This window comes from Rheinheimera sp., from assembly GCF_036568245.1.
Classification (GTDB): domain Bacteria; phylum Pseudomonadota; class Gammaproteobacteria; order Enterobacterales; family Alteromonadaceae; genus Alishewanella.
The window spans coordinates 1-13,558 of the sequence record NZ_DATCSY010000252.1; the positions used below are offsets into that span (position 1 = coordinate 1).

The following is a 13,558-nucleotide window of genomic DNA, read 5'->3' on the forward strand; positions in this document are numbered from 1 at the left end:
TCTCGCCAGTGAAGCCTGGCTGACGTCACTTGCAGCCTGGCAAGCGCTTGAGAAAATGCGTGTATGTCCGTATCAGCGTCTGCAGGCATTTGAGCAGCCCGGCAGTATCGTTACCTTTAATGCTGCAGATATCAAGCGTAGCCATCTTGGACATATCGTTGAGAACAACCTGTTGCAGCTGGCGCTGTGGCGGCAGTTCAATGCCAATGTCACCACGTTTTGCCCATCATCAGTAAGTGCATTGCAGCAGTTCGCTGACAATACAGAAATAACGCTGGATAGCGGCGAAGCGCTGAGCGCTAAGCTGGTTATCGCTGCAGACGGCGCTAACTCAAAGCTGCGTCAGTTAGCAGGTATCGGCACTAATGGCTGGCAATATCGTCAGGCGTGCCTGGTAGCGCTGGTTAATACACCTTACCCACAACAGGATGTCACCTGGCAGCAGTTTACGCCAACCGGCCCAAGAGCGTTTTTACCGTTGCCAGATCAGCAGGGCTCGGTTGTCTGGTACGACGATTTGGTTAAGGTAAAACAGTTGGCGGCATTAAACAGTACGCAGCTGACACAACAGCTGCGTAAAGCTTTTGCCGCACAGCTTGGTGAAGTAGAGGTAGTATCAAGCAGTTGGTTCCCGCTGGCGCGGATGGACGCTAACCGTTATTACGCCGGCCGTGTTGTGCTGGCTGGTGATGCTGCGCATACCATTAACCCGTTAGCCGGGCAGGGCGTTAATCTGGGGTTTGCCGACGCCAAACTGCTGACTGAGCTGATCATTGATGCGCAGCGCCACAATAGTGATATCGGCAGCGAGCAGCTGCTGCAGCGCTATCAGCGTAAACGTAAGCCGGCAAACCTGCTGATGATGAGCGCTATGGACGGGTTCTATCAGGTGTTTGGCAATGATATCGCGCCGCTGCGTACGTTACGGCAATTGGCGCTGAATGTTGCCGCCAGGAGCTCACTGCTTAAAACCCTGGTAGCACGTTATGCGGTTGGTTCGGAATAGGCAGGTTAGCACGCTTAGCTCAGCTATGCGGTTGCAACCCTACAGTGCTCGCCATAGCAACTCGTCCTTATGCCTACGGCAGGAATCAGACACTCTATGGCTGTGCGCTGCAGGGTTCCAACCTCTCAGGTAAGCAGGTTAGAACTCTTTTGGCACAGCCGCAGAGTGTCTGACCGAGCGCGAAGCGGGAGGGAGTTGCTGCGGCGAGCACAAAAGATGTTGTAACCGGGGAAAGTGAGACCAAACCAGAAAAGCAAAAACCCAGCCTTAGCTGGGTTTTACTGTTTAATGGCAGGGGCGGCTGGATTCGAACCAACGCATGGCGGGATCAAAACCCGCTGCCTTACCGCTTGGCTACGCCCCTGCAAAAACTTGTGTGCATCCACTTTAAAAGTGGTGCGGAGAGAGAGACTCGAACTCTCACACCTCGCGGCGCTGGAACCTAAATCCAGTGCGTCTACCAATTCCGCCATCCCCGCATGCACAGGTAAAGTTAAAGTGGTGGCTACAGCGGGAATCGAACCTGCGACCCCAGCATTATGAGTGCTGTGCTCTAACCAGCTGAGCTATGTAGCCACGCTAACTTGACCTAAGCAAGTGGCGCGTATTATCCAGAACTGCCCCTATAGCGTCAACCGTTTTTTACCAGCTTAATCGTAACTTATGTTTGTTTGCTGTTTTTTTACTCATGCTGCTATGAATTTAAACAAAACTAATTGCTTAATCACGTGGTTATCCTTCAGGTAAGGTTTACAGCTTATACAACCTTTGCAAGTTTAGTTTCCGGGACAGTGATCTAAATGACCTTACTTCACGTTTAAAAGCGCTGGGTTGCAATCTGAATATTTGCAGTAATTTATATCAGGAGAGCCTATGTTTGGCTTGTTTGGAAGTAGTTTAAAAGCAGAAAATGCTCGCCTTAAAGAAGAAATTACGCTGCTTGAGCAGGCTAATGAACGCTTCAGTAGCCAAATGATGTATCTGGTTCTGGATACCAACGGCATTATCAGAACAGCCAATGGTAATTTTAGTCAGGAAACACAATTGGAACAGAGCCATTTACTTGGCCGCAATATGGCAGATTTGGTCCCTGTTGTGCTGCGAAATACCGAACATTACAAAAAAATGTGTAATGCTTTGAGCAGTAATAAGTTTTGGGTCGGCGCCTGGCAAATAGAAAACCATAAAGGCCAGCAGTTTTGGTTAAGGGCGGTCGTGGCGCCGGTGCTTGATAAGCATAACAAACTGGATCATTTTGAAGTTTTTGCCAATAACCTGACCAGAACCATCGATGCATCACAGCAATACGAAAGCATGATTAATGCGATACAACGATCTACAGCGATGATCGAGTTCGACATTGATGGCCATGTACTTTTTGCTAATGATTTATTTTTGGCGGCTATGGGCTATCGCCTGGAAGATATAAAAGGTAAACATCATCGCATGTTCTGTCCGCCTGATATTGCTGGCAGCAAAGAGTATCAGCAATTTTGGCAAAAACTCGGTCAGGGCCAGTTTATTGCACAGCGTTTTAAAAGGTTGGATCGGGCAGGCAGAGATGTATGGCTGGAGGCGTCTTACAATCCAATCGAAGACTCGACAGGTAGGTACTATAAGGTTGTTAAGTTTGCCACTGTGATAACTGAACAGGTGAAACAAGAGCAGGAAGTCTCTGCTGCAGCTCAGGTGGCTTTTGATACGTCCAAGGCTACAGATAGCAGTGCCCGTCGTGGTATTAACGTGATGAACGATATGACGGCAAAGATGGGGCAGCTTGAACAGCAAATGGTAACTGCGGTAGAAAATATCAATGATTTGGCTAAACAGTCGCAGGTTATCGGTAACATAGTGCAAAGCATCAGTAGTATTGCCGATCAAACCAACTTACTGGCGTTGAATGCGGCAATAGAAGCGGCTCGTGCCGGTGAGCAGGGCAGGGGCTTCGCCGTGGTAGCAGATGAAGTTCGGCAACTGGCATCACGTACCAGTGCAGCGACAGTAGAAATTGTCGAGGTGGTTAGCCGCAACCAGCAGCTCTCCGGTAGTGCGGTTGATATTATTGAATCAAGCCAGACGCGGGCGAAAGATGTCACTGAACTGGTTAACCAGGCCAGGTTAACGATTGACGATATTCAGGAAGCGGCGCAAAAAGTGGTGACTGCAGTGTCGCAATTCGCTAACCGGATTGCGAAGTAAACCTGTAATGCAGTAACTAGAAGTGAAGTAACAACAGCGGGATAAACCTCTCTGCACCTCGCGGGCAGAGAGGTAACAACTTTATACGTTAAAACGGAAATGCATGACATCGCCATCTTTGACGATGTAGTCTTTGCCTTCTAAACGCCATTTACCGGCCTCTTTGGCACCGGCTTCACCGTTGTACTGCACAAAATCGTCGTAACCGACCACTTCAGCACGGATAAAGCCTTTTTCAAAGTCGGTGTGAATAACACCTGCTGCCTGTGGTGCAGTCGCACCGATAGCAACAGTCCAAGCGCGCACTTCTTTAACACCGGCAGTAAAATAGGTGTGCAGGTTTAACAGTGAGTAACCGCCACGGATAACGCGGTTAAGACCAGGCTCTTCCAAACCCATGTCAGCCATAAATTCGGCTTTTTCGTCATCGTCCAGTTCAGCAATTTCAGATTCAATGGCTGCACAGACTGGTACCACGATAGCATTTTCTTTATCGGCAATGGCTTTAACGATGTCCAGATAAGGGTTATTTTCAAAACCGTCTTCTGTCACGTTGGCGATATACATGGTTGGCTTGATGGTTAAAAAGTTCATATAGGCAATCAGCGCTTTTTCGTCTTTATCCAGCTCCAGCTGACGCAGGGTTAAGCCTTGTTCTAAATGGGCTTTTACTTTTTCCAGCACCACCATTTCGGCCTTGGCGTCTTTATCACCGCCTTTGGCTTTTTTGCTGACACGTAAAATGGCGCGCTCGGCAGAGTCCATATCTGATAACACCAGCTCCATATTAATGGTGTCGATATCATCAGCCGGGTCAATTTTACCGGCAACGTGAATAATATTGTCATCGTCAAAGCAGCGTACTACATGGCCAATGGCATCTGTTTCACGGATGTTAGCCAGGAATTTGTTACCTAAACCTTCACCTTTAGACGCGCCTTTAACTAAACCGGCGATATCAACAAATTCCATCGTGGTTGGCAGTACGCGTTGCGGGTTTACGATAGCGGCCAGTTTATCTAAGCGCAGATCGGGTACCGGTACTACGCCGGTATTGGGCTCGATAGTACAGAACGGAAAGTTAGCCGCTTCAATGCCTGCTTTGGTTAAGGCGTTGAACAACGTGGATTTGCCTACGTTTGGTAAGCCGACGATGCCACATTTGAAACCCATAATTTGTATCCTTTGCGTGCTGTAATTAACGGCGGCTAGGTTTAGCCGGCTTTAAAACTGTGTAAGCGGTTCTGCGCTTTAATCAGGCCATCTTTGGCCAGAATATCAAAACACGACACTGCTTCATCTATGGTTTGCTCGATAAGTTTTTGCTCACTGGCCGGGGCTTTACCCAAAACATAGCCAGTGACTTTATCTTTATGGCCCGGATGGCCAATGCCTAAGCGCAAACGGTAAAAATTCTGGTTATTACCAAAACGGGAAATAATATCACGCAAGCCATTATGCCCGGCGTGGCCACCACCTAGTTTAAATTTGGCAATGCCCGGCTCCAGCGCCATTTCATCGTGCGCTACTAATACATTTTCCGGTGCCAGTTTATAAAATTGCGTCATCGCCAGTACGGCTTTACCGCTCAGGTTCATATAGGTGGAGGGGATAAGAAGTTTGTATTCTTGCCCGGCTGCAACAAACTTGCCGGTATAACCGAAGAACTTCGGTTCGTTTTTTAAGCTGACGTTAAAGCTTCGCGCCAGTTGTTCAACAAACCAGACACCGGCATTGTGCCGGGTCTGGCTGTATTCCGGGCCCGGATTACCCAGGCCCACAATCAACTGTATGGCTGATTGAGTCTTATCAGACATTACTCAGCGGCAGTTTCTTCTGCGTCAGCTGCTTTACCAGCTGGTTTGTTCACAGAAACAACGGCTAAGTCCTGACCTTTCGCTAATTGAACGAAAGTTACACCTTTTGGTGCTTTGATGTCAGATAAGTGCAGGTGAGCACCCACTTCAACATCGCTCATGTCAACTTCGATAAACTCTGGTAAGTCTTTCGGCAGACAAGAGATTTCTACTTCGTTAGCAGCGTGAACAACTACGCCACCTTTCTTAACGGCTGCTTCTTCGTTAACGAAGTGAACAGGCACTACAGTGTGCAGTTCATGGCCAGCTTCAACGCGTTGGAAGTCAACGTGCATAATGCGTGGCTTGAACGGGTGACGCTGCATCGCTTTAACGATAGCTTTAACGTCTTCTTTGCCCACTTTGATCGTCAGAATGTGCGAGTAAAACGCTTCGAAGCTTTGTGCTTTTAACAGCTTAGAGTGCTCTAAGGTGATAGAAACAGGGGCTTTGCTACCACCGTAAATGATGGCTGGAACTTTGTCTTCGTGACGCAGGCGGCGGCTCGCACCTTTCCCCGAGTCAGTACGGACTTCTGCATTTAATGTAAAGATTGCATCAGACATGATGTACTCCAAAAATTTAAGTATCCCAAGACTTGCGACCAGTCTCAGGCTGGATGCCCCGTTTCAGGGGCGCGACATATTACCACCAGTGCCGCTTAGCTGCAATTGTTAAGGTACTCGAAATACAACATGACATTATTAATAGGGCTTTTACATGGCTTCGACTAACCAGTATCCATCGATACCAGCCACCTCAGGCTTAAATGGCTTAATAAAACCACTGTCGTCAGTTGGTTGCGAAGCGCGCGGTAGTCTTTACTGTATTGCCGGTTAATTCCGAGTCGATATTCACTTAAACGTAGCAGCACGTACAGGCAAGCCTGTAGCGGCAAAAAGTAAGGTTTGGCGCACAACAGTGCGATAAAGCTCAAGATTGGCAACATCACGGCAGCCAACGGCAGATGCCAGGCTTTTTCCGGTGCTGGTGTTTGGTTGTGCAAAACAGGCCATAAGACACCTGCCATAAAACCCAAAATAAGTGCGCTGTAGAGGCCATAAAGCTCAAGTACCTGCTCCTGGCTTAACAGTAGTGGTGTTACATACAACAGCGGTAATAGAATAAACGGGATAAGGCCGGCATACCCGAGCAGATTGTTATATCGCACAGTTATCACGTCCACATTTGTTTCTTTTCGCTGCCCAGTATGAGTAGGCTTTTGTCGCCAGCCAGTAGCAGGGCGCAAGGCGCAACAAGGCCACCAGCCAATGGTGTCCTGCAAGGTGCCAATAGTGCAAAGTGGCGTCAATACCGGTAATAAAGCGATCTTGATGCCATAAATGGATTTTCTGCATCATCGCGCTTTTGCTGACGCCGGCAAAGCCGGTAAAGTGAGCTGCACTGATATCAACAAGCTCAAGCTGCGGGAGCAGTTTAGGTGCCAGCCAGTTGATTTCACGCCGGCACAGGCGGCAACTGCCGTCATAAAACAGTTTATCCATTGCTTACTCTGACAAAACACTGATAACTGCAAGTACGCTTTGAGCAGATTTTAGATCAGTAACCGTGCAGCTATTGCGGTTGCTGCAATCTGGTGTATAGCGACTAAAAAAGGCGCCATCAGGCGCCTTTTTTTAAATACTGTGCTGTTAGTCAAACATTGAAGAGATAGATTCTTCGTTGCTGATACGACGGATACACTCGGCCAGCATTTCGCTTAAGGTTAACTGGCGCACTTTGCTCACCGCTTTCATCTCTGCTGTCAGCGGAATAGTGTCAGTCACGATTAATTCGTCAATTACGGAGTTGGCGATGTTTTGCGCAGCATTGCCTGAGAAAACCGGGTGTGTAGCATAGGCAAATACACGTTTTGCACCTTGCTCTTTTAATGCTTCTGCCGCTTTACATAAAGTGCCGCCGGTGTCGATCATGTCATCAACAATAATACAATCGCGGTCTTTTACGTCACCGATGATATGCATCACTTGGGCAACGTTGGCTTTCGGCCGGCGTTTATCGATAATGGCTAAATCGGCGTCGTTCAGCAGTTTAGCGATAGCACGGGCACGCACTACACCACCGATATCCGGCGATACGACTACCGGAGAGGTGAAGGCTTTTTTACGCATATCATCAAGCAGCACAGGACTGGCGAATACGTTATCTACCGGTACATCGAAGAAACCCTGAATCTGTTCAGCGTGCAGATCTACTGTTAAAACGCGGTCTACACCAACGCTGGACAAGAAATCAGCAACGACTTTAGCGGTGATAGGTACCCGGGCTGAACGCACACGACGGTCCTGACGGGCATAACCGAAGTATGGCATTACCGCTGTGATACGGCCGGCAGAAGCGCGGCGCAGCGCATCTACCATAACAATCAGTTCCATCAGGTTATCGTTGGTTGGTGCGCAGGTAGACTGAATAATAAAGACATCAGAACCACGCACGTTTTCATTAATCTGAACGCTGACTTCCCCATCACTGAAACGGCCGACTTCGGCATCTCCAAGTTTGATATACAGGCGGCTGGCGATTTTACTTGCGAGTTCTGGTATGGCGTTACCAGCGAAAACCTTCATGTCAGGCACGGTAGGATCCTCAGGGCAGTGTTGAGTCCGGTTTATCAATTCACAGCGGCAATAGCACCGCTGCAGTTACTTATTCGGTATCTGCCAACGCAGCCCACACAGGTGACTGGTTGACCCCTTTTGCAATAAAACCACGGCAGGACGGTGGTAATTGCGCCAGGGCATGCTGAGCACTGGTCTGGTCCGGGAATGCGGCGAACACACTGGCGCCAGTACCCGTCATTTGACACGGCGCGTATTCTACCAACCACTGTAAGGTTATTGCAACAATAGGGTAGAGCCTCTCGACCAGTGGCTGGCAGTCATTTTGCCAGTGTGCTGTTAACACCTGCTCTGCACTAATGGTAGGTGTGTCTCTAATTAAATCAGGGTGTTGGAATATTTCCGCGGTGCTGATATGACAATCTGGTGTAACGACAAGGTAAACACGCCCGGGTAAATCTACCGGCTGTAATTTTTCGCCAACGCCTTCGGCAAAGGAGGTTTGGCCACGCACAAATAACGGTACATCGGCGCCCAGTTTCAAGCCAAGTGCGGCCAGCTCATCATTACCTAGGTTCAGCTGCCATAATTTGTTCAGGCCAAGCAGTGTAGTGGCGGCATCTGAGGAGCCACCGCCTAAGCCACCACCCATTGGCAGCTGTTTGTCCAGATAGATATCGCAGCCTTTTGGACAATTGCTGTATTGCTGCAACATGCGCGCCGCGCGCAGCACCAGATTCTGCTCGTTTACCAGGACAGCATCATTGCAACTAAGCACTATGTTGCTGTCGTCACGCAAGGTGAAGGTAAGTTCATCACCGCTATCAAGCAGTTGAAACAACGTTTGCAGGTTGTGGTAGCCATCTGTCCGGCGGCCGTTAATATGTAAAAACAGGTTTAGTTTTGCCACTGCAGGCAAAGTAATCGTTGTCATTGCCAGCTCCTTACTACCACTTTAATCTGGCTGTCGCTGCTGCTAAGGACAATACGCCTAGGCAGGGCCAGGCTGTCGCTGAAAAAACTCTGGTACTCAAGCTGCCAGATAATGCCGGTACTGTCGGTTAAATTAAATGCCACAATACGGCCGAATTCATCGCGTTTAATATCGCGGCCATTAGTGCCTGGCAGCCCACGCAGCCACAGCGGCATGTCTTGCAGCGGCATTGACCAGCCGGATAATTGCAGTAGCAGGGTGCTGGTATCGGCGGCGTGGTAGCTTTCTCCTTTAATCAGGATCTCACTGCCGTCGCTGTTGTGTGTCAGTTCAAACAGACTGATCCCCAGAAAGTTGCTCAGTCTGGCGCTATATTGTGCTTTGCTTTGCTGTTGCCAGCGCAGGTTGCCGCTTATCGATTCTGCCGGGCTTTTTACACCAACACTGGCCTGCAAACTAAATTGCTGCATGGCGGCTAATTGCTGCTCACGTTCTGACACATTAAGCGGCACCTGGTCCGGATTTTGTTGCTGCAGCACAGTACAGCCGCTTAACCACAGAAGAAAAATACTGACTGATAACGGGCGGAACATCGGCTGGGCCACACTAAAGTCCTTCGCTTAGCTTTCTTAGCTTTTATTAAGTTGGGGCTTTTTGTACAATTCGCCCCCTGATAATTCTGAACATACAGGTGATGGCCATTTTCGCTCTCGGCATTAATCATAAAACGGCGCCCGTGGCCCTGCGCGAACAAGTCGCTTTTGCGCCTGAACAGTTGCCCGAAGCCTTGCGTGAGCTGACGACCTTAACCAGTATTTCAGATGCGGTGATTTTATCTACCTGTAACCGCACCGAATTGTATTTTAACGGCACAGCCACGCAAGCGGAACAGGTAATTGCCTGGCTGGCACAATTTCATGCGTTGGATGGCACTGAACTGCAGCCGCATCTGTATTTGCACCAGGACAATGCCGCGGCAGAACATTTAATGCAAGTGGCATCAGGGCTGGACTCGCTGGTGCTGGGCGAGCCACAAATTTTAGGCCAGGTAAAACAAGCTTATAATCAGGCACGCAATGCCGGTACAGTTAATCCACAGTTCGAACGGTTGTTCCAAAAAACCTTTGCCGTTGCAAAACAGGTGCGTACTGAAACCGATATCGGCGCCAATGCGGTATCGGTAGCCTTTGCCGCGGTCAGCCTGGCGAAGCAGATTTTCGGTAACCTGAGCAAAGTCAGGGTGCTGCTGATAGGCGCCGGCGAAACCATTGAACTGGTGGCAAAGCACCTGCAAGAGCAGGGTACCGGCAGCCTGGTTGTCGCTAACCGTACCTATGAGCGGGCAGTGCAACTGGCCCAGCAGTTTAACGCTGCGGCGATAACACTGGCTCAGGTACCCAGCCAACTGGCCGAGGCCGATGTTGTGATAAGCTCCACCGCCAGCACCTTGCCCATAGTGGGTAAAGGTATGGTGGAGCAGGCACTGAAGCAGCGTAAGCATAAACCGATGTTTCTGGTTGATTTAGCCGTACCGCGCGATATTGAGCAGCAGGTAACGGAGCTTGAAGATGCCTACCTGTATACGGTGGACGATTTACAGTCGATAGTAGAGCAAAACCTGAATAACCGGCAGCAGGCAGCAGAGCAGGCACGGCAGATGATTAGCATCGGTGCGGCCGAATTTGCCCAATGGCTGACACTGCAGGGCAGCGTTGACTGGGTGCGCGACTACCGCCAGCGTTGTGAGCTGGTGCGTACTGATTTGCTGGCCAAAGCGGTAAATCAGCTGAATGCCGGCCAGGATGCAGAAAAAGTGCTGTCGGAGCTATCAACCAAACTGACTAACCGGCTGATGCACAGCCCAACGAAAGCCATCCGCCAATTGGGGCAGGATGAAGAGCTGAATAAACAAACTTTGATCAACACTTTGTTAGATCTGTAATCAGGCACATAAAACACCATGAAAGAATCGGTATACCGCAAGCTGGAAGGTCTGGCAGAGCGCTACGAAGAAGTTCAGGCGCTGCTGAGCGACGCATCTGTTATCAGCGATCAGACAAAGTTTCGCGAGCTGTCTAAGGAATACAGCCAGCTGGAAGATATCAGTAAAGCTTTTGCTGATTACCAGCAGGCGCAGCAGGATTTAGCCTCGGCTGAAGAAATGCAAAAAGACAGCGACCCTGATATGCGCGAAATGGCGCAGGAAGAATATAAAGCGGCAAAAGAACGGATTGAACAGCTGGATCAGCAACTGCAAATTCTGTTGCTGCCTAAAGATCCGAACGACAATAACAGCTGTTTCCTCGAGATCCGTGCCGGTGCCGGTGGTGACGAAGCCGCTATTTTTGCCGGCGATGTGTTTAGGATGTACAGCCGCTTTGCTGAAAAACAGCGCTGGAAACTTGAAGTGATCAGCGCCAGTGATGGTGAGCACGGCGGCTATAAAGAAATTATTGCCAGCGTACAGGGCGAAGGCGCCTACGGCACCTTGAAGTTTGAATCGGGCGGTCACCGCGTACAGCGTGTACCGGCAACAGAGTCGCAGGGGCGGGTACATACCTCGGCCTGTACTGTGGCTATCATGCCGGAAATTCCAGAGAGCGAAGCGATTGAAATTAATCCTGCCGACTTAAAAGTGGATACCTACCGCGCCTCCGGTGCCGGTGGTCAGCACGTTAACCGTACTGACTCTGCTATCCGTATTACCCACTTACCCACCGGTATAGTAGTGGAATGTCAGGACGAGCGCTCGCAGCATAAAAACCGTGCCCGGGCGATGAGCGTGTTAGTCTCACGCATTCAGGCGGCGGAAGATGAAAAACGCCGCTTAGCGGAAGAGTCAACCCGGCGCTCGTTAGTCGGTAGTGGCGACCGTTCTGAGCGGATCCGTACCTACAACTTCCCACAAGGGCGGTTAACTGATCATCGTATTAACCTGACAATTTACCGCTTAAACGAAGTGATGGAAGGCGATTTGGATCAGGTGCTTGAACCGTTAAAGCAAGAGCATCAGGCCGACTTATTGGCAGCGCTGGCCGACGAGAACCGTTAAGTGCTGACCATTGCCGCCTGGCTGAAACAGGCACAGCAGCAATTTGCTGTGCTTAGCCAAACGCCGGACATCGATGCGCGTTTGTGCCTGTGTCATGTGCTGCAAGTCAGTAACAGTTACCTGTACAGTTATCCGGAGCGGCAGTTGGCTGCTACCGAGCTTACGCAGCTGGGCGATATTGTCAGTAAACGTTTGCAAGGCCAGCCGCTGGCGTATCTGTTCGGCCATTGGCAATTTTATGATTTAACGTTAGCGGTCGCACCGTCAACCCTGATCCCGCGTCCGGATACTGAGCTGCTGGTTGAGCAGGCGCTTAGTCTGACACTACCGCGGCAGGCAAAGGTACTGGACTTAGGCACCGGCACCGGCGCGATTGCGCTGGCGCTGGCGCATAACAGGCCCGACTGGCAACTGACGGCGGTGGATTACATCGCTGAGGCCGTGGCTCTTGCTGAGCATAATCGCAGCACCCTCAATATTGCCAATTGTCGTGTACTGCACAGCAATTGGTTTAGCCAGCTTGGCGATCAGCGTTTTGACTTGATCGTCAGTAACCCTCCTTATATCGACCCGGTCGACCCGCATCTTTCGGCACTGAGGTTTGAACCCCTCACGGCGCTGATTGCACAGGATAACGGCATGGCGGATATCCGGCAGATAGTATCTGCTGTCGGCCGTTATCTGAACCCAAACAGCTGGTTATGGCTTGAGCATGGCTATGATCAGGCTGATGCCGTGCGGCTGTTGCTGCAGCAGGCTGGTTTTGACCAGGTCTGCTCGAAGCGTGATTATGGCGATAACTGGCGTATCAGCGGTGGCCACTGGCACGGCTGAGCGCTGTTTTTAGTAGTTTCCTTTGACCGCGTTCGTGATCCGGCATATAACTTAGTCACTGAGATTTATCCAGAATAAGCGCTAAGGAAAAGCGGATGAATGATGAATTTTTGTTTGCTGAAGAACCCGAACACGTCGAACCGGCATTAAATGGCAGCTGGAAAGTACTGATTGTTGATGATGAACCTGAAGTACATGCTGTGACCAAGCTGGCGCTGAGTGACTTTACGTTTCAGGGTAAAAACCTGACGTTTTTTAGTGCTTATTCCGGCAGTGAAGCGAAAAAGCTGATTGAAGAACATCCCGACGCTGCCGTCATGCTGCTCGATGTGGTGATGGAAACAGACGACGCCGGTTTACTGGTGGCCAGTTATATCCGCGAGCAGTTACACAACGAGCACGTACGTATTATTTTGCGTACCGGCCAGCCGGGGCAGGCCCCGGAGCGGCAGGTCATCATTAATTACGATATCAATGACTACAAATCCAAAACGGAACTGACAGCACAGAAACTGTTCACTGTGATCATGTCCAGCCTGCGCTCTTACCGCGACATTCTGTCGCTGGAACAAAGCCGGATGGGGCTGGAAAAAATTATAAATGCTTCAGCGGACTTATTTTCATCGCACTCGATGGAACAGTTTATCGATGGTGTATTGCAGCAGCTGACATCAATACTGGGCTGTGGCGAAGATGCTTTAATCGTCAGCTCATCGCTGGTGGCCGGTAATATCAGCGGTGAAGTGGCCGATCCGCATAAACTGGTGGTGTTTGCCGGTCAGGGCGAGTTTGAAAGCAAAGAAGGCAAACCAGTGCAGGAAGTACTAGCACCAGAGCTGTTGGATGCTTTTGAAGCTGCGCTGAAATCACGCGGCATCGTGTATCGCGACAACTATCTGGTGGCGTATTGCACCAGCAAGTTTACGCATGGCTCGCTGTTATATATCTCGGGTTTACCCGGCATCATCAGCGAAAGCCAGAAAAAGCTGATTGAGCTGTTTTCGCAAAATGTGCAGATTGCCTACGAAAACGTACAGCTGCAGCATGAAATAGAAGATACCCAGCGTGAAATTGTCTACCGCTTGAGTGAAGCCGTAG

14 protein-coding genes and 3 tRNA genes are annotated in these 13,558 nt (G+C 50.0%); 6 read left to right on the plus strand and 11 right to left on the minus strand.

The window, feature by feature from the left end:
* Window positions 1-1,006, plus strand: a 1,006-nt coding sequence (locus tag VIN66_RS11530; RefSeq protein WP_331924130.1) for an FAD-dependent monooxygenase, incomplete at its 5' end; no start/stop codon positions are given.
* 289 nt (window positions 1,007-1,295) lie between these two features.
* On the opposite strand, the gene VIN66_RS11535 is transcribed toward VIN66_RS11530, so the two are convergent.
* The 3 genes from VIN66_RS11535 to VIN66_RS11545 form a co-directional block, all read right to left on the minus strand.
* Window positions 1,296-1,370 (minus strand) — tRNA-Gln (locus tag VIN66_RS11535).
* Between the two features lie 30 nt (window positions 1,371-1,400).
* Window positions 1,401-1,485 (minus strand) — tRNA-Leu (locus tag VIN66_RS11540).
* Window positions 1,486-1,505: 20 nt separating this feature from the next.
* Window positions 1,506-1,582 (minus strand) — tRNA-Met (locus VIN66_RS11545).
* 297 nt (window positions 1,583-1,879) lie between these two features.
* On the opposite strand from VIN66_RS11545, the gene VIN66_RS11550 reads away from it, so the two are divergent.
* Window positions 1,880-3,205 carry a PAS domain-containing methyl-accepting chemotaxis protein gene (locus VIN66_RS11550; RefSeq protein WP_331924131.1) on the plus strand — a complete coding sequence of 442 codons (1,326 nt, stop codon included), beginning with the start codon at window positions 1,880-1,882 and terminating at the stop codon, window positions 3,203-3,205.
* 81 nt (window positions 3,206-3,286) lie between these two features.
* Here VIN66_RS11550 and ychF read toward each other — a convergent pair whose 3' ends face one another.
* The 8 genes from ychF to lolB form a co-directional block, all read right to left on the minus strand.
* The gene (gene ychF / locus VIN66_RS11555) at window positions 3,287-4,378 is read right to left on the minus strand and encodes a redox-regulated ATPase YchF (protein WP_331924132.1); all 1,092 of its coding nucleotides are present in this window, start codon (window positions 4,376-4,378) and stop codon (window positions 3,287-3,289) included.
* Window positions 4,379-4,419: 41 nt separating this feature from the next.
* Window positions 4,420-5,022, minus strand: coding sequence for an aminoacyl-tRNA hydrolase (gene pth, locus VIN66_RS11560; RefSeq protein WP_331924133.1), 603 nt, complete (start codon window positions 5,020-5,022; stop codon window positions 4,420-4,422).
* Window positions 5,022-5,627 carry a 50S ribosomal protein L25/general stress protein Ctc gene (locus tag VIN66_RS11565; RefSeq protein ID WP_331924134.1) on the minus strand — a complete coding sequence of 202 codons (606 nt, stop codon included), beginning with the start codon at window positions 5,625-5,627 and terminating at the stop codon, window positions 5,022-5,024. The genes pth and VIN66_RS11565 overlap by 1 nt, the downstream gene beginning before the upstream one ends.
* 164 nt (window positions 5,628-5,791) lie before the next feature.
* On the minus strand, window positions 5,792-6,232 hold the full coding sequence (locus VIN66_RS11570; protein WP_331924135.1) for a DUF3429 domain-containing protein: 441 nt from the start codon (window positions 6,230-6,232) through the stop codon (window positions 5,792-5,794).
* Window positions 6,222-6,566, minus strand: coding sequence for a DUF393 domain-containing protein (locus VIN66_RS11575; RefSeq protein WP_331924136.1), 345 nt, complete (start codon window positions 6,564-6,566; stop codon window positions 6,222-6,224). Before VIN66_RS11575 ends, VIN66_RS11570 begins: the two co-directional genes overlap by 11 nt.
* Before the next feature lie 147 nt (window positions 6,567-6,713).
* Window positions 6,714-7,649 carry a ribose-phosphate pyrophosphokinase gene (locus VIN66_RS11580; protein ID WP_331924143.1) on the minus strand — a complete coding sequence of 312 codons (936 nt, stop codon included), beginning with the start codon at window positions 7,647-7,649 and terminating at the stop codon, window positions 6,714-6,716.
* Between the two features lie 79 nt (window positions 7,650-7,728).
* Window positions 7,729-8,574 (minus strand): 4-(cytidine 5'-diphospho)-2-C-methyl-D-erythritol kinase, encoded by an 846-nt coding sequence (gene ispE / locus VIN66_RS11585; protein ID WP_331924137.1) that lies wholly within the window; start codon window positions 8,572-8,574, stop codon window positions 7,729-7,731.
* A complete protein-coding gene (gene lolB / locus VIN66_RS11590; protein WP_331924138.1) occupies window positions 8,571-9,179 on the minus strand; it encodes a lipoprotein insertase outer membrane protein LolB in 609 nt (202 codons plus the stop codon). Before lolB ends, ispE begins: the two co-directional genes overlap by 4 nt.
* An 89-nt stretch (window positions 9,180-9,268) precedes the next feature.
* Here lolB and hemA point away from each other — a divergent pair, with 89 nt between their 5' ends.
* The 4 genes from hemA to VIN66_RS11610 all read left to right on the plus strand — a co-directional run.
* Entirely contained in the window at window positions 9,269-10,516 is a 1,248-nt protein-coding gene (gene hemA / locus VIN66_RS11595) for a glutamyl-tRNA reductase (protein WP_331924139.1), read from the plus strand.
* A gap of 18 nt (window positions 10,517-10,534) precedes the next feature.
* Window positions 10,535-11,626, plus strand: a complete 1,092-nt coding sequence (gene prfA, locus VIN66_RS11600) for a peptide chain release factor 1 (protein WP_331924140.1) — start codon at window positions 10,535-10,537, stop codon at window positions 11,624-11,626.
* A complete protein-coding gene (gene prmC / locus VIN66_RS11605; RefSeq protein ID WP_331924141.1) occupies window positions 11,627-12,460 on the plus strand; it encodes a peptide chain release factor N(5)-glutamine methyltransferase in 834 nt (277 codons plus the stop codon).
* A 95-nt stretch (window positions 12,461-12,555) separates the two neighbouring features.
* On the plus strand, window positions 12,556-13,558 hold a 1,003-nt coding region (locus tag VIN66_RS11610), incomplete at its 3' end, for a DUF3369 domain-containing protein (protein WP_331924142.1).